The 16,661-nt window shown below is 45.5% G+C and carries 14 protein-coding genes; 5 read left to right on the top strand and 9 right to left on the bottom strand.

Annotation, left to right across the window (positions count from 1 at the left end; genetic code table 11):
• The first annotated feature begins 153 nt into the window (after positions 1-153).
• Complete coding sequence (locus tag LWL52_RS07640) at positions 154-510, top strand: hypothetical protein (protein ID WP_242918509.1); 357 nt, start codon at positions 154-156, stop codon at positions 508-510.
• A gap of 123 nt (positions 511-633) precedes the next feature.
• On the opposite strand, the gene LWL52_RS07645 is transcribed toward LWL52_RS07640, so the two are convergent.
• From LWL52_RS07645 to LWL52_RS07665, 5 genes are all read right to left on the bottom strand, one after another.
• Positions 634-894: a hypothetical protein gene (locus LWL52_RS07645; RefSeq protein WP_242918511.1), complete on the bottom strand. Its 261-nt coding sequence runs from the start codon at positions 892-894 to the stop codon at positions 634-636.
• 251 nt (positions 895-1,145) lie between these two features.
• The gene (locus LWL52_RS07650; RefSeq protein WP_242918513.1) at positions 1,146-2,231 is read right to left on the bottom strand and encodes an ABC transporter permease; all 1,086 of its coding nucleotides are present in this window, start codon (positions 2,229-2,231) and stop codon (positions 1,146-1,148) included.
• Entirely contained in the window at positions 2,228-3,607 is a 1,380-nt protein-coding gene (locus LWL52_RS07655) for an ABC transporter permease (RefSeq protein ID WP_242918515.1), read from the bottom strand. The genes LWL52_RS07650 and LWL52_RS07655 overlap by 4 nt, the downstream gene beginning before the upstream one ends.
• A gap of 8 nt (positions 3,608-3,615) precedes the next feature.
• Positions 3,616-5,334 (bottom strand): ABC transporter substrate-binding protein, encoded by a 1,719-nt coding sequence (locus tag LWL52_RS07660; protein ID WP_242918517.1) that lies wholly within the window; start codon positions 5,332-5,334, stop codon positions 3,616-3,618.
• Positions 5,335-5,413: 79 nt separating this feature from the next.
• On the bottom strand, positions 5,414-5,563 hold the full coding sequence (locus LWL52_RS07665; protein WP_242918519.1) for a hypothetical protein: 150 nt from the start codon (positions 5,561-5,563) through the stop codon (positions 5,414-5,416).
• A gap of 338 nt (positions 5,564-5,901) precedes the next feature.
• On the opposite strand from LWL52_RS07665, the gene LWL52_RS07670 reads away from it, so the two are divergent.
• The 3 genes from LWL52_RS07670 (at position 5,902) to LWL52_RS07680 (ending at position 10,344) form a co-directional block, all read left to right on the top strand.
• Positions 5,902-7,392: a hypothetical protein gene (locus tag LWL52_RS07670; protein WP_242918521.1), complete on the top strand. Its 1,491-nt coding sequence runs from the start codon at positions 5,902-5,904 to the stop codon at positions 7,390-7,392.
• A 65-nt stretch (positions 7,393-7,457) separates the two neighbouring features.
• Positions 7,458-8,969 carry a hypothetical protein gene (locus LWL52_RS07675; RefSeq protein WP_242918523.1) on the top strand — a complete coding sequence of 504 codons (1,512 nt, stop codon included), beginning with the start codon at positions 7,458-7,460 and terminating at the stop codon, positions 8,967-8,969.
• A gap of 46 nt (positions 8,970-9,015) precedes the next feature.
• Positions 9,016-10,344 (top strand): MFS transporter, encoded by a 1,329-nt coding sequence (locus LWL52_RS07680; protein WP_242918525.1) that lies wholly within the window; start codon positions 9,016-9,018, stop codon positions 10,342-10,344.
• Between the two features lie 133 nt (positions 10,345-10,477).
• On the opposite strand, the gene LWL52_RS07685 is transcribed toward LWL52_RS07680, so the two are convergent.
• Positions 10,478-12,127: an amidohydrolase gene (locus LWL52_RS07685; RefSeq protein WP_242918527.1), complete on the bottom strand. Its 1,650-nt coding sequence runs from the start codon at positions 12,125-12,127 to the stop codon at positions 10,478-10,480.
• Positions 12,128-12,136: 9 nt separating this feature from the next.
• Complete coding sequence (locus LWL52_RS07690; RefSeq protein ID WP_242918529.1) at positions 12,137-12,910, bottom strand: AMP nucleosidase; 774 nt, start codon at positions 12,908-12,910, stop codon at positions 12,137-12,139.
• A 90-nt stretch (positions 12,911-13,000) separates the two neighbouring features.
• Here LWL52_RS07690 and LWL52_RS07695 point away from each other — a divergent pair, with 90 nt between their 5' ends.
• Complete coding sequence (locus LWL52_RS07695; RefSeq protein ID WP_242918531.1) at positions 13,001-13,459, top strand: type I restriction enzyme HsdR N-terminal domain-containing protein; 459 nt, start codon at positions 13,001-13,003, stop codon at positions 13,457-13,459.
• Positions 13,460-13,488: 29 nt separating this feature from the next.
• On the opposite strand, the gene LWL52_RS07700 is transcribed toward LWL52_RS07695, so the two are convergent.
• Both LWL52_RS07700 and ald read right to left on the bottom strand, forming a co-directional pair.
• Complete coding sequence (locus LWL52_RS07700; RefSeq protein ID WP_242918532.1) at positions 13,489-15,357, bottom strand: LTA synthase family protein; 1,869 nt, start codon at positions 15,355-15,357, stop codon at positions 13,489-13,491.
• Between the two features lie 144 nt (positions 15,358-15,501).
• The gene (ald, locus tag LWL52_RS07705) at positions 15,502-16,614 is read right to left on the bottom strand and encodes an alanine dehydrogenase (RefSeq protein WP_242918534.1); all 1,113 of its coding nucleotides are present in this window, start codon (positions 16,612-16,614) and stop codon (positions 15,502-15,504) included.
• Positions 16,615-16,661: the final 47 nt, after the last annotated feature.

Here is a 16,661-nt window from a genome sequence, read left to right on the forward strand (position 1 = left end):
TAAAAAGGATGCTTCACATAACTTTACTTATTCATTGTAGGAAACAGGAAAACATTTTCTTAATTCTTCGTATAAGTCAAAGGTTTCTGAGTAGTGTTTATGGTAAATGTGGATACGCCCCAGTATGCAATCAGGTATAGTGAGGCTTTAAGCTTGGTAGAAGTAAATTGGTATTGCCATGTAACAACTGAGCAGTTGCAAGGTATTTTCTATCAGGTACTTGATGTGCTGCGGGAGTATAAACCCAGCTATTTCCTAGCCGACACCTGCCATCTGGGTGGATTCCTGCTATCTGACCAGCTCTGGCTTAAGATCAAGATCTTTCCGGAATTAGAAAAGACTAATGTACAGGGGTTCGCCCGCATCACAGCGCCCGATATCCTGGCCGAAGCCATTAATAATACGTTCGAGGATCCTACCCAGACAGATAAGCAATTTAAATTCAACATGCAGTGCTTCCATCACCGAAATGAAGCACTGGAATGGTTGTTTCAGCAGGCGCAGGCCTGAAAAGCAAAAGCCCTGTAGTGGGGGGCTACAGGACTTCTGAATACTAAACACAAACAACCAACAATCTAACTTAATTAATCTTGTATAATCTATCGCGGGGTATAAACTTGACGCTGCGCCTCTTTAATACCGGATATAGGCGGGCGTATTAATCATATGAAAATGCTCTGCCACCCCTACAAAATAATCGCCAATAAAAATGCCTGCTCCGCTGCTTACCGCCTTTGTACCCGCATTATAGGTTATTACGCCACCATCAATCGTTGAAAAATCCGTCATCTCTTCCTCCTGATAATAAAACTTTCTGGCACTTTGAGGTGCGCTGGTGCCTTTGTAGGTACTCTCTGTTACCTTCTGGTGCTTTTTAAGTAAGGCTACATTCATGTGGCGATGGGTTTTAGGTTCTAACACATGACAAGTTTAATCATTGCTTAGTCCGCGAAGTAGGAATATTTATTTGCATAAGTAACATGAGCGGCGCAGCTGAAATATTTAAAATTCGCTATGATTACCCCAGGAATATAGCTCAATTTAGATATTTAGTTCCTGTTTAACGCCTTATATGTCATAATAACGTACCTATGCTGGCTTTTAGCTTTTAAATCGTGCGTCAAAAAGACTAAAAAGTAACATGTTTATAGCTTCTTTTTGCGGAGAATACTTTGAAGCGAGTAGCTGAAAATTTGCAGGGCAAGCACTGTTAGCGCTAAAAAGCCACCGGGAAAGGCTACTAACCACCAGGCTGCCGTATTGGAGCGTATGCCTGTAATTGTGCGGCCCCAACTCACTACAGTAGGCGGTAAACCTATACTTAAGAACGATAAGGTAGATTCAAGGGTCAGCAGGCCCGCTATTCCGTAACTGACCGCGATTAAAACAGGCCCCAGCAGGTTAGGTAAGGCTTCTTTTAGTAACAACCGGGCCTTGGTGAAGCCCATACTATAGCCTGCTTCCATGTAAGGCATTGCTTTGATCCGTAGCATTTCTGCGCGCGCTAGCCGTGCCGTTGTGGTCCAATAGGTGAGTATTAAAATAGTTGAAAGTAACATAACGGAAGAGGGCATAAAGGAAGCCAGCACTAATACCAGGATCAGCCACGGAACACTCGAAACAATCTCGATCAGCCGCATGACCACCATATCGAGGGGAAACGTTTTTTTGTGACTGAACCAGGAAACCTTCTGTAACAGGGGTCGCAGCCCTAGCAGCATAACGGACGTTATGACAAGTAGCATAGCCCAGCATAGCACGATATCATTTCTATCCAGTTCATACTTGCGGATTTGTAAGGGCAGATAAATACCGAGATAAAATAACAGGCTCAGCAAAAGAGGCAATAGCAACAAGGTCGCTCTGCTTGTTTTCAGCCGGGTATCGCCGTAAAAACCTGCGGCTGCGCCCAGCACCAGGCCAATAGCAGTTGCCAGTACAACAACCGGTATACTTATAAAAAGGCCAGTGCGTGCCCCGTACAGCATTTCGGTTAGTACATCCCGCCCTAGCACATCGGTTCCAAGCCAATGGGTTGCTTCTGAGGTATTTGCACCGGGAAAAGGGGGCGAAAAAAGGTGGTCCAGATCAAGGTGATTTGGAGCGAAAGGTAGGGGTAACCAAGGAAGTATAAGCACCAGCAGCAGCAGTAATAGCAGGAAGGAAGCTGCCATTTTAAAAGATAGCTTCGTTTGCCAGAGGTGATGCATATCATGGAGCATCTGCTTCATGAGGTTTGGGAGCGAATGCGCGGATCTGAAAGCGCGTAAAAAAGATCGGCCAGTAAATGAGAGAGCACCTTAGCAAGTGCTACGATCAGCACAATGGCCACGATTACAGGATAATCCCTAGCCTGCACAGCGCTTACCAGCAACCTGCCCATGCCGGGTATGGCAAAGATGGCTTCAATCACCACAGTGCCTGCAATTAAAGCAGGTAAAAAATCTGAGAGCAACGTAATTATGGGAAGCAGGGCATTCCGAAGCACATGCCGCCATATGATCTTTTCTTCACTTAGTCCTTTGGCTTTTGCAGTGCGGGTAAAGTCCATCGCCTTTGCTTCGGTTAAAGCCCTAAGAAATTGGCTGACCAGGTAGGGGAGGTGCGCCAAAGAAAGGCAAAGTATAGGTAATAGCAGGTAAGGCAATACCTGCTGTAGTTGCTCTAGCCACGATTGTCCCACCCGGCCATAGCCTAATCCATAAACCGGGAACAACTGCAAAAATTCGGGACTGGCAAACAAGACCAGCAAACATAAGGCAAGCACAAACAACGGAATGCTATCGGTCAGAAAAAGCAAGGACATCAGAATCCTGCGCCATGTGTTATACTTTGACTGTAGAAGCTTTATACTTAGCAATAAAGCAGCCAGCGTGGTCAGCAGCATACTTATTAACGTAATCCAAAGCGTATTAAAACAAGCCTCCAGCAGTACTTCTGTTACCGGACGGCTGTCGCGGTAGGAATTGCCAAAATCGCCAGTAAAGAGCTTTGTGATCCAGTGGTGATACTGATTGTCTTTTCCGTGCCAATGAAAGGAGGGAAGCAGATACGAATAGGTGAATTGTTGCTTCTGAAGACCTTTGAAGGCCTGCTGCAGACAGTTGATTTCTGGCTTCGTAGGGAATTGCTGCGCTAATGCCTGGAGAGCGACATGTTTTTGTGAAATAGCGCCGCCAGATAGCAGCACCTGCACCGATGGCCCTGTTTTTTTTAACTGCGCAGGTGTTAGGGTGTGTTGAAGCTGGTTGATGCTTTGCCAGAACCTATAAGCGCTTTGCCAGTTGCCAGTGCGCCAGGCTAGTTGCTGCACGTCCCGCTGCTCTGCTTCCGGAATGCGTTGCAAAACCGAATCAGGCATAGCTGCGCGCGAGGTAATGCTGAAATAAAACAGGGGCAGGTGCTGGCCTGTTCGTTGCAGGTATGCCTGGTAGGCCTGCTGCCTGTCAGATGCGGCACTTTTTGCGTAATAGCCGTTGCCTTCCTGCAAAATGCTCTCCGAGCCATAAGCACCCGGTAATAACCTGCTTAGTAAAAAAATGCCCGTTGCCAGCAACCATAAAACAGGCAGTGCCAGCAAAAGGCGCTTAAGCAGATAAGTGGCCATCAGGTGCTTTACTGTTTTAGCGTAAAAGCACTCACATCATAGTTGGGCGACAGGCCGGATATCTTCAGGTTGCTGAAGCGCCGGTGCACAGCCAGCCGGTCTTTCTGGTAGTATAAGGCGATGAATGCTGCTTCGCTATGTAGGATTTCCTGCAGCCTTTTGAGTAGACGCGCTTTTTCTGCTTCACTACCGGCATGGGTATAGTCATCCAGGATCTTATCACTTTCAGGGGTTCCGAAGCCTGTGTAGTTAGGACCCTCAGTGGCAAAGGAGGAGTGGAATAGCGGCTTGAAGTTGAATACAAAAGGATTGCCTGACAATGATCTGAAAAACATACTGAACTCCCGGGCCTTAGCATTTTGGCTAAACAAGCTTCCCTCCTGAGCCTGCACAGTCACCGGAATACCCGCCTTGGCGGCTCCCTGCTGAAAAATAAGCGCTGCGTTTTCGAAGGCCGTATTACCGGCTTTGTAACTCAGTTCCAGGGTTAACTGCTGCTGCTCTCCATTAATTAACTTGAACCAGCCATTAGCCTTCCGATCCCAACCCGCTGCTTTTAACAGTTCTGTTGCTTTCTGCAGGTTATAAGTATAAGGCTTGAGGCTGCCGTTATAGTACGGCTTGATAGCAGGAGGAACCGGACCCACCGTAGGGGTGGCATACGATTGCTGCGATACTTTTATAAAGCTGTTGATGTCCAGTAAGTATGCGATCGCCTGCCTCGTACGCTTATCGGATAGTTTCGGATGCCGACTGTTTAGCCCGATATAAGCAAACTCATAGGAGTCGGGCGTATACAGGGCATAATCTTTTGTAAAAGCGCTATCTGTTTTCAGCTTGTTAAATTCTGCTGCGGGAATGTTCTCCAACACATCCAGTTGGCGGTTCTTTAACGCAAGCAGAGCCGTTGTATTATCGGGGATAACCTGAAAGCTAATTTGCAGCGGGTTAGCAGTTAGGGAATGTGTGTCAGAACCTAAATTGTTGCCCCACCAGTTTTCTTTGCGCATTAGCGTCAGGTATCGCCCGGATTCCCAAGTTTGCAGCACATAACCGCCACTACCCTGCAGCACCTCTTTATTGCGGGCATAGGCAGCGCTGTTGAAGCGTGCAGCAAAACGTGTTAGATTTTCATTGCTTTCATAGGGGGTAAGGTCACCTGAAAAATCAGAAACCTTAAAGGATTGTAGGGAGTGTTCCGGGTCAAATAGATAAGCCGGCAGAATAAAGAAGTCTCCTGTAAGCAACTCCATTTCCGGCGAAAAGCCATCACATACCAAGGTAAATTTTTTATTATCCGTTTTATCCAGCACAATATCGCGAATGAATTCCACCTGGGGTTTCATACGTTCGTTGTTAAGCAATGGCGCTTTTAAAACTTTTAAGGTAAAAGCAACATCCTCTGCCGTTACCGGGCTACCGTTGGTCCATTGTGCTTCTTTCCTTAGCGAGTAAGTAAAGTATGTCAGCGAATCGTGGCGTTCTACTACTGGCATAGACTCTACCAAAGCAGGTTTTAGCTTGTCATCTGCCAGATCTACTGTTAGGAGACTTTGAAAAAGCAGGTTAATAACCTGCAACGAACCTGCAGAAGTATAGCTTACAGGATTTAATGTTTCCGGGTCTTCCGTTAGCCGCACGCGCACCTCCTCGGGCAGGCGTTTTGGCTGGCTGCAAAACGTTAAAGAAAACAGTAAACTATAAACCAGTACATGTAATTTCCTCATCAGATGATCCCTTTTGGCAAATGGCTTTTAAGGGGCAAGATAGGAAAAATAAATACTTGTACTTCCAATCCAAAACAGATTATTCGTGCTCGTTCCAGGTTGTAGTGCCTCCGAATGTAGTTATCGTTTCGGAAGATTCAGTAGATTTTTTCTTGCTATCCTGTTGCTGTGTTGCAGGGGTGAACCCGGAAGCAATACTTAAAATGAGGGCTATAATTGCTGTTATCATTTTCCTTGTGTTTAAATTATAAGACAAATATGAACGCTTGCGCAGCAAATTAAAAGGAAGGTTCTAAATGAAAAGTAACTATAATTTATATAATTAAAATCATATTGTTTCTAAGGGTATAATTGTAAATCTTATACCAGAAGGCTTATTATATTTTAATATTAGAAATTTAAAGCCAAAGGTAACTTCATCCTTCCATTGTGATGTAACTAAAGTATTTGTTTAAATTGTTAAGTGAAAAGAAGATATTTTCCAAAAAGTAACATGGGTTTTTAAATAAAACAATTTCATTTAAATTGGGTCATACATTGCTGGAAGTATAATTTACCATATATAAAATGGAAGAACTCAAAGCTCTTGCCGGTTTAGTAACATATCGGCTTAGTAATAAAACAACTTTAATCTCTGAGATTGAACAACAAACCAGAGAAAGCGATTTTATAAAAAAAATCTCTACAGGTTTATTTACTAATGATGCTGAGGCTTCATACGGGTTATATAATTCAAACCCAAATGATGCGAGATATAAGATGCTTAAGTATAGGTTAAAGCATAAGCTTTATAATAATTTGTTTTTCTTAGATTATGAAAAGCTTAAACTTAAGTTGATTTATCAGAAAGAGCTGGAGTGTTTGCAATTACTTCACCATGCTAATCTCTTATTTAGAAAGAATGAATACACTATTGCTATCTCCTTAGCAAATAAAATTCTAAAGATCTCCGAGCGCTATGACCTGCTTAATGTAACAATTTCAGCTTTAGAAATTCTACTGAAATGTTACTTCGACGAAGGCAACATCAAATTATATCAGAATATCGATAAGAAACTGATTCAACTGATTCAAATTAAAAATTATGAAGCACAGGCACTTTCCTTATTTGGCTTAATCCGGCTTCAACTTAAAAAGACTATCAAGATCAGAAAGGAATTAATCGAAAAATTACCTCCTTCACTTCAAAGGCTTGATCAACTTTGGAGTTTGGCAAAGACCTTCGAAGCTTTTAATTCCTATTACAAAGCACACATGATTTATTTCGAGATGGTTGGTGATTTTAATGGCATTGTAGATCTTACTATTTTATCAGAGCAGTGGCTTCAGCAAAAGAAGATTAATGCCTTACGATTTGATGCCAATTACAATAAGTTTATTTTAGTATATGCACATTTAAGAGCAAAGCGATATAATGATGGGCTGGCTTATGCGCAGCAATTCTTACCGGTTTTCCAGGCGAATTCTACTAACTGGTTTGCCTTTCACGAGAATTATTTCCTATTAGCTGTGCATTCAAAGAATATAGAACTGGCAGAAGCTATTATCCTCAAGATAGCAAATAACACGGCTTTTGAAAAGATCAGCAGTACTTCTAAAGAACGTTGGAAATTATATAAGACATATTTCTATACCCTTTTCCCGAGTACTTATTATGAAAGTAGTGGTATAGGAAACAATAATCCTTATTTACTTTCTCTACCTGAGTACAGCAAAGACAAGCAAGGTTTCAATGTTGCCATCCTTATACTTCAATTCATTTATTTTTTAAAGAAAAACGATTCAGAAGCGCTGCTTTATAGAATTGAAAGTCTCAAAAAATATATTCTTACACATTTAAAAGATACTTTTAGCCAGCGAAGTAAAATATTTTTAAAGCTTCTAATCCTAACTGTTGTTGAAGATTTTGATGCGGAGGCTTGTAGTAAAAAAGGGCAAAAGTTGTATCAAAAGCTTATTGAAACGCCAACTCCAGGCGATGCCTATGCTGAAATCGAAATTGTGCCCTATGAACATCTTTGGGAACTAATTCTATCGATTTTAATAAATAAAAATTAGTAAGATGGTAATTCAACTAGTGTTACCCAGACTATAATATGCCTTTCAGCCTTTAAGAAGTAATAATGAATGAATTGAAGCGCCTGGTAAAACTTGTGGCAGAAAAAACTGGCCGAGGATTACCTGTTATTAATCAACAGGATGAAACAAGCCTGGAAGGGAAGTTTTATCATGCAATTAAAAATGGTGCAGTTACAACTGATGAGGAAGCCGCAGCTTACTTGTATAGTGATGGTAAAATAAGTACGACCTATCGGATGTTGAAGCATCGATTACGGAAAAAGGTCTTAAATAGTGTCCTTTTTCTGGAGCACAGCGAATCGCATAAAAATAGATTATGTTTTCAGGAAACAAACGATTGTCAGTTTTTACTTCATCAGGCACGAAAGCTTTACTATTTCGGTGAGTATCAGACCGCCGCAAAGTTAACGGAACAAGCCCTTATTATTGCTCATTCTGCTGAACTGACAGAGTTTATAGTTAAAGGTCTTGAGCTACAGCGAGAAGCTAGTTTACTGGTATACAATAAAAAAGCTTTTACTTTAGCTGACCAGAAGCTTCAAACCTACTATAAACTAGCAGTAGCGGAGCAGAAAGCAGAAACAATTTATTTAAATGCCCGCTGTCAGGTTATGGGAGGCTCTACTGCAGATAGAAACCGTTTCCTGCCGCAGTTACCTTCCATTATTGAGGAACTAAAGGATACATGGACAAGGTATCCTATACCAAGGATCTATAGTTTTTACCATCTGTTATCTATTACCTGGTTAGAGTTATCAGGGGATTTCCTGGGCATCTTTAATGTCATTCAGCAAGGAGAAGAACTAGTTGCAAAAGGTATACTTAATGCAAAGTGGTTTAATACCCGATTTAATAATTATATTAAAATATATTCTCTGATCAGGATCAATGAATATGAACGTGGATTAGAGCTTGCTAAAAAGCATATTAGTGATTATGATACTAATAATGTAAACTGGTTTGCCTTTATAGAAAATTATATTGTTTTATCCATCTACAGCAGAAAATATTCATTGGCAATTGAACTGCTAGGGCAGGTTTTTGATAATGAATATTTCCCTAATTTATATAGAAATAAAAAAGAGCTTTGGGAATTATACCGGCGGTTTATCTTGCTTGTCTGCGATCCGAAATTAACCAGGACGACGAGTTTTATCCAGAGGCCGGTTTGTGAATTAAAGGTGCTCAGCACCGATAAAGAAGGGTATAACCTTCCCATCCTTATACTTCATTTTGTGGAGTCGCTTGCTGATATGTCGGAAGAGACCCTGGAAACCTATATAGATCGTATTTCAAAGTATATTTCCAAGTACCTGAAAGGTGATAAAGTGGAGCGCGTTCGAACCTTTATGCGCCTGCTGCTGCTGGTGGCCAAAGAAGGGGGCAATAGAGAAAGGGTGCAGGCAAAAAGTAAGTTGTTATTAAAGAAGCTTTCGGCATCGAAAAATGGTAAAGATACACTGGCCGAGCTGGAGTTTGTCCCATATGAACACCTTTGGGAAGTAGTACTTGGCATGCTGCAGCGACGAAAAACCTCATTTAATTATTATCGCTAGGGAGGGCAGCAGGTAGGTGCAAAGGTAGTTTTTGCTAAATTACCGGATGCAAAAAAACAACCCTACCACTACCCGGGCCTGGTGCTTTTATGATTGGGCGAATTCCGTGTATTCGCTGGTCATAACCTCCACGATCTTTCCGATCTATTATAGTGCCGTGGCGCATAATACTGATGGCACGACGCTGGTCAATTTCATGGCTTTCCGGCTGGAAAGTGCCGTGCTGTTTTCCTATGCTGTTTCTGCCTCTTTCCTGATCATTGCTTCTTTAAGCCCTTTTTTAACGGCCATGGCAGATTTCAGCGGGCGTAAGAAACTGTTTATGCAGTTGTTTTGCTACCTGGGTTCACTGTCCTGCGTGTTGTTATACTTCTTTACCAAAGAAACCTTTACTTTCTCGGTTATACTTTTTGTGCTGGCCTCTATCGGGTATAGCGGCAGTATTGTGTTCTATAATGCCTACCTGCCCGAGATCGCTACTGAAGATCAGTTTGACAGGCTGAGTGCGCGGGGCTTTGCTATGGGTTATATAGGGAGCGTGCTGCTGCTGATCTTTAACCTGGCCATGATCTTAAAGCCGATTTGGTTCGGTATTGCGGCCACCAATACAAGCCTGCCGCCCCGCATTGCATTTCTGACGACGGGCCTGTGGTGGTTTGGCTTTGCGCAGTATACGTTCTATCATCTGCCCGGCAATGTTTATCATCGCAAGCCGGAAGGCAGCTGGGTACTGAATGGTTTCCGGGAACTGAAGAAAGTGCTTCAGCAGGTACAGCAACTGCCCCTATTAAAGCGTTTTCTACTGGCCTATTTCTTTTATAACATGGGCGTGCAAACCGTGATGTATGTGGCTACGATTTTTGGTATTGAAGAATTAAAGCTGCCCGATGAAGCCCTGATCCTAACCATCCTCATCATTCAATTGGTGGCCATTGGCGGCGCGTATGGTTTTGCCGCTCTTTCAAATAAAATTGGCAATGTACGCGCGCTCATCGTGGCCGTCATTATCTGGATTGGGGTGTGTATCGGCGCCTATTTCATCCGCGGACAATTTGATTTTTATGTGCTGGCTGCTGTCGTGGGCTCTGTGATGGGAGGGGTGCAGTCGCTCTCGCGCTCTACTTATTCCAAGCTGATCCCTGCTACCACAATTGATCACGCCTCCTTTTTTAGCTTTTATGATGTTACGGAGAAGATTTCAATTGTACTAGGTACGCTGGCGTATGGCGCCATTGCACAGGCTACAGGATCGATGCGCAATAGTATCCTGGCTTTGATGCTGTTTTTTATGATTGGACTAATATTTTTGACGATGGTGCGCTGGAATAAGAACATGCGCCCAAATGGTTTAGAAAAGGCTGCAACAACCCATTGATTTAAAAAATAGCTATAGCGCTTATGCATATAAGTGCGCAACTTTACCTGCAAATAGTTGCTGCTATAAATCAAAAAGGGAGCCACTGTACCGTACAGTGACTCCCTTTTTCTTTAAATGCTTGAAGAAAACCTTACTTTTTATAGACCAGCTTGCCGTTTACATAGGTGCGCAGCACCTGCGTTTCGCGCATTTGTTCAGGCGCAACCTCCATCAGGTCACTGTCAACAAGTATAAAGTCGGCAACTTTCCCTTTTTCTATACTTCCCTTTTCCTTTTCCTCAAAGTTAGATTTGGCTGCCCAGATCGTCATGCCTCGTAAGGTCTGCTCGCGTGTGAGGGCATTTTCCATCTGAAAACCACCGGAAGGGTAATTTTTGGCATCCTGCCGGGCTACAGCTGAATGGAAAGTATAAAAAGGATTTATACTTTCTACCGGAAAGTCGGTGCCCAGAGCTAGGTAGCCATTTTGCTTTAGCAACTCCTCATACGGATAGGCATGCTTGAGGCGTTCGCTTCCCAATCTTTCGCCGGCCCAGTACATGTCGGAGGTGGCATGTGTGGGCTGTACCGATGGCACGATGTTATACTTACCGAATTTAGCCATATCCGCAGGGTCTACGATCTGGGCATGTTCAATGCGCCAGCGCCTGTCGTTCTTGCCTCCTAATACTTCCCCATAAATGTCGAGCAGCAGACGGTTAGCCGAGTCGCCAATAGCATGCGTATTCATCTGAAATCCGTGCGCATACATTTGTTTGGCTACTTCCCGGAATTCCTTTTCTGAAGAAAGCAGAAACCCATAATGGCCTGCACGATCCGCGTAGGGCTTCAGCAGGTTTGCTCCTCTGGAGCCGAGTGCGCCATCGGCATAGATCTTGAACGAGGTTACATGCAGCCTGTCGGTTTTCAGCGGGCCTTTCGCAAAGAAGTGGTCTTTATTTTCCTGAGTTGGGTTTAACATGGCGTATACGCGCATTTGCAGCTCTCCCTTTTGCTGCATGGCGTCCAGCAGCTCCACGGTGGCTTTGTCCAGCCCGGCATCATCCACCGTGGTAAGGCCGACGGCAAAGCAGTTTTTCTCCGCTGTCAGAAGTGCTGCGCGTTGTTCAGCTTCCGTGGGCTCCGGTACCTTAGCCCATACCAGGTCTACGGCATTGTCTACTAAAATGCCGGTCATGCGGCCATCTTTCACTTCCACAATGCCTCCAACCATCTTGGTTTGGGGCGTAATACCGGCAAGATCAAGCGCTTTCTGGTTTACCAGGGCAGCATGACCATCCACACGGGTAAGTATAACCGGTGTGTCGGGGAAGAGCAGGTCGAGGGTATCTTTAGAAGGAAATTCCTGTACGGCCCAATCGTTCTGGTCCCAGCCGCGGCCGGTGAGCCAAGGGGTGGTAGGATATTTCTTTCGCTGAGCCACAACCTGCTGCACTACTTCTTTAAAGGAGCCTGTGCCATCCAGGTCTGCCGATTGCAGCCCCAGCCCATACCTGTAGAAGTGCGTGTGCGCATCAATCAGGCCCGGGTATATGGTTTTGCCACCTGCATCCAGCTCTTCCGCTGGTTTATACTTCTTACGCAATTCGGCCGTGGTGCCTACCTCTAGTATTTTGCCATCTTTTACGGCAAAAGCTTCAGCCTTATCGAATGCCTCATTTACCGTATACACCTTGCCGTTGTATACCAGCAGGTCAGCAGGTTGGGTGCTGGTGCAGCCGCTAACAAAGCTGCCGCTCAAGAGGAGGGCGGCAGCATAGCGTTTAAATGTTTTTTTCATGTATAGCTATTATTCAAAGCGCATGTGTTTCACGGATTCCCCGGAGTTGATCAGTTCCAGCAACGAGTCGATGCCGATGCTGAGGTGTTTCTCCACGTAGGTGGATGTCACTAATTTATCGCTTTCCGAGGTTTTCACACCTTCCGGAATCATCGGGTTGTCTGATACGAGCAGGAGCGCGCCATGCGGTATTTCGTTGATGAAGCCTACCGTAAAGATCGTAGCAGTTTCCATGTCCACGCCCATGGCCCGGATCTGGCGCAGATACTCTTTAAATTCTTCGTCATGCTCCCACACCCGGCGGTTGGTAGTATAAACAGTGCCGGTCCAGTAATCCATTTCGTGCTTTTTGATCATGGATGAAACGGCGCGCTGCAGGCGGAAGGACGGAAGCGCCGGAATTTCAGCCGGCATGTAATCGTCCGATGTGCCTTCTCCGCGGATGGCGGCAATCGGCAGGATCAGATCCCCGATCTGCGTTTTCTTTTTAAGGCCTCCACACTTGCCCAGGAACAGCGCGGCTTTGGGCTTAATGGCTGAGAGCAAATCCATTACGGTAGCAGCCATGGCGCTGCCCATTCCAAAGTTAATGATGGTGATGTTATTGGCCGTGGCTGTTTGCATGGGTTTATCCAGTCCTCTTATTTCTACGCCGAAGCGGTCGGCAAACATGCGTACGTAGGTGATAAAATTGGTCAGCAGAATATACTCTCCAAACTCATTCAGCGGAACGCCTGTGTAGCGGGGCAGCCAGTCGTTTACTATTTCTTCTTTCGTCTTCATGGGGATAATGATTCGTAATCAGGTATAAAAAAGCCGCCGTGGCAGCAGGTACTACTAGGGCGGAGCAGCGGAAAAGGTTAATTTAGCGGTATGGATAGGTTGAATCTGCCACCTTTTGCTTACAAAGTTAAAAAATCTGAAGCCAATTCATTGATTTTTGATGCGCTTCGGAAAAAATATGTCGTTTTAACGCCCGAGGAATGGGTGCGGCAACATGTGGTGCATTACCTGCTCCAGGAACTCCGCTACCCCAAAAGCCTGATCAGCATTGAGCGTGGCACCAGCTATAACAAGCTGCAGAAACGCACGGACCTGTGCGTGTATAATTCTGATGGCAAACCCCACCTGCTCATCGAGTGCAAGGCAGCCCATATACCCATTACGCAGGAAGTCGTGAAGCAGGTTTCGGTGTATAACCAGGCCTTACAGGCCCGCTATGTCGTGATCACCAATGGTTTGCAGCATTACTGCTGGCAAGTGGACTTTGACACGAAGCGCTACCAACCGCTGCAGGAAATTCCTCCTTTTAAGGCTGAAGAACAAGTATAAATTGATACGGCTTTCCTTTTCTTTCAGCGTTACTTCTGCAGGTATAGCTTGTTGTTAATTAAGCCATTTCGGTAATACTGTACATACCCTTTCAACCGTTCTTCCTGGTCTTTTGCTGCGGGAGCAGGCGCTAAATCCGGGAAAGTATAAAAGTGCAGTTCATCCGTCGCGGTCAGTTCAGTAACGCCCTGCTGTTCTACCATAAAATAGGAGTTGCCATTGTAAAAGAGTGCGCGCCCTGTGCTGCTCGTATCCAGTACCGACTGGCCGAAGGGCAGCACCTTATCTGTCGCAATATTCAAATAATCGAGTACTGTCGGGTAGATATCGGCTTGTTGCACCACACGATCCGGATCAATCCCTGTAAAAGGCTGATCAGGCTGAAACAGCAACAACGGCACCCGGTATGCACCTAATTCGTTCTGGTAAGCGGGCGCTATACTTTTCTGTGTATGGTCAGCAGTAAGGATAAACAGCGTTTGGTTATACCAAGGCTGTTTGGAAGCTGTTTTGAAAAACTCTCGCAAGGCAAAATCAGCATAGCCAATCGACTCCTGTATTTCCAGTTCTCCTTTCGGGAAGCGCCCTTTATACTTCTCCGGCACCGTATAGGGCTGGTGTGAGCTCAGCGTGAAGATGGTTGCCATAAACGGTTGCTGAAAGCTGCTGAGCTGCCGGGCAACATACTGCAGGTAAGGCTCATCGAAAATGCCCCACTGGCCGTCATAGTCTGATTTCCGTAAAGCGGGCGGATATTCATCCAGCCCATAATACTCCTGTATGCCTGCCAGTCTGGCAAAGTTGTTAAAGCCCATGGTACCATTAGCTGCCCCATGAAAAAAGGCCGTATGGTAGCCGGCTTTCTGTAGGATCGAGCCCAGGCCATAGAGGGTGTTGGACTGGTATGCAGAGGTAATATAGGGCTGCTGCATGAGCGAAGGCAACCCGGCCAGTACCGAAGGTACTGCCTCGATGGATTTGCGTCCGTTGGCAAAAGCGTTGCGAAACAGCAGCCCATTACTAGCCAGCGAATCCAGGAATGGCGTGTAGCCTCTCCCGTTGTTCAGCTCACCCACGTACTCGGCTGCAAAACTTTCCAGAATGATGATCACCACATTCTGATGCCGAGGTGGCCCGTCCGGCTGCAGATAGGTTTGCAGGTTAAAAGGCAGGGCTTTCCTTACTTCGGCATCTGTAGCAAAGTAATGCTTTGGCTCCAGTTTCGGCTGCCCGATACTTTTGATAAAGGTAAACGGGCTGTTGAGTGTAAGGTGGCCAAGCGCAGCCGGCTGCAGTGTAAAAGCATGGCTGACACGGAGGGGTTTGAGTTGCAGACCGCCACGGATGGCCAGCACAGCCAGAGCGGCTACTACCACCAGCCGGAGCGAGCGCCAGAGAAGCTTATTTTTAACTAGCGCTGCTACCGGCGCCGAAGGGTATACTTTGGCCAGTAACCAAAGCAGAAGTATAAAGCCCACGACCATGTACCAGTAGTAGCCCAGGAGCTGCCCCGCCTGTTCGGCAATATCACCACCGATGGTAAAAATCTCGTTTGTAGAACGCTTCCCAATGAATTTAAAGAACTCCACATCTACCAGGTTCAGGGCAATAAAGGGCGCATTCGTAACGAGGTACAGAATGCGAAGCAGCCGCTGGTAGGTGCTGTGCAGGGTATTGCCAATGGGCCACAATGAGAATAGCACGAAGGGAATGTTGATGATCGTCAAGGCCGACAGATCGAAGCGGAGGCCATGCAGAAAAGCGAGCACCGTCTGGTCTGGCGCTGCGCCGGCAAAGGTGCTGTAATTAAAAGCATAGAATACCAGCCGCAGCAGCGTATACAGCACCAGCAGCAGGCCCATTCTTTTCAACAACAGTTTCAGGGTGATATCAATCATGAAAGGACAGGCAGTTAAAGCAGTGACAGGTAGTATAATCTGTCTTGCGCTTGGATGTAAAGATACGGCTAAATACGCATAAACAGAAAAGCGCCTTTCCGACAGTACGTCAGAAAGGCGCTTTATATAAATCAGCTCAACTTCTTACAGCACGTTTTCTACAGGCGTGTAAGGCAGGTTAAATGCTTCGGCTACCCCTTTATACACTACTTTTCCGTTCACCACGTTCAGCCCTTTTCTGAGCTCCTCGTTTTCAGCACAGGCTTTCTTCCAGCCTTTGTTGGCCAGTTGGATGGCGTACGGCATGGTGGCATTGTTCAGGGCCAGCGTAGAAGTATAAGGAACCGCTCCGGGCATGTTGGCTACGCAGTAATGCACCACATCATCAATAATAAAGGTTGGGTTCTCATGGGTAGTAGGCTTGCATGTTTCAATACAACCGCCCTGGTCTACGGCCACGTCCACAAGCACGGTGCCCGGACGCATTTCCTTCAGCATATCGCGTGTGATCAGGTGTGGGGCTTTTGCACCCGGGATCAGCACCGCTCCAATAATAAGATCATGAGTTGGCAGCAACTCACGGATGTTATATTCATTCGACATAAACGTGTTAACGTTGGCCGGCATAATATCATCCAGATAGCGCAGACGCGCCAGGTTTGTGTCCATAATGGTTACATCCGCACCCATACCTGCAGCAATTTTAGCAGCATTGGTACCTACCACACCACCACCAAGTATAAGTACTTTAGCAGGACGAACGCCGGGAACCCCACCTAAAAGTATACCACGGCCTTTCAGTGGTTTCTCCAGGTATTTAGCACCTTCCTGTATCGACATACGGCCGGCAACTTCCGACATCGGAACCAGCAGGGGCAGGCTTCTATCCGCTTTTTCAACTGTTTCGTAAGCCAGACAAACAGCGTTCCGCTCGATCATAGCGTTGGTGAGCGGCTCATAAGAAGCAAAGTGGAAGTAGGTGAACAACAGTTGGTTGTCCTTGATCAGATTATACTCAGACGCGATCGGCTCTTTAACCTTGATGATCATATCGGCGATGGCGTATACTTCTTCGATGCTTGGAAGAATCGTAGCTCCCGCCTTTACATAATCTTCGTCGGCAAAGCCGCTGCCTTCACCGGCAGACGTCTGTACATACACGGTATGTCCGTTACGAACCAACTCAATTACCCCGGAAGGCGTTGTGCCTACGCGGTTTTCGTTATTTTTGATCTCCTTTGGAACACCAATTATCATAATGTTGTGTGTTTTGATTTGAAAAGCTGCGCAAAGATAGTGCTTCT

The sequence above is a fragment of the Pontibacter liquoris genome, assembly GCF_022758235.1.
Classification (GTDB): domain Bacteria; phylum Bacteroidota; class Bacteroidia; order Cytophagales; family Hymenobacteraceae; genus Pontibacter; species Pontibacter liquoris.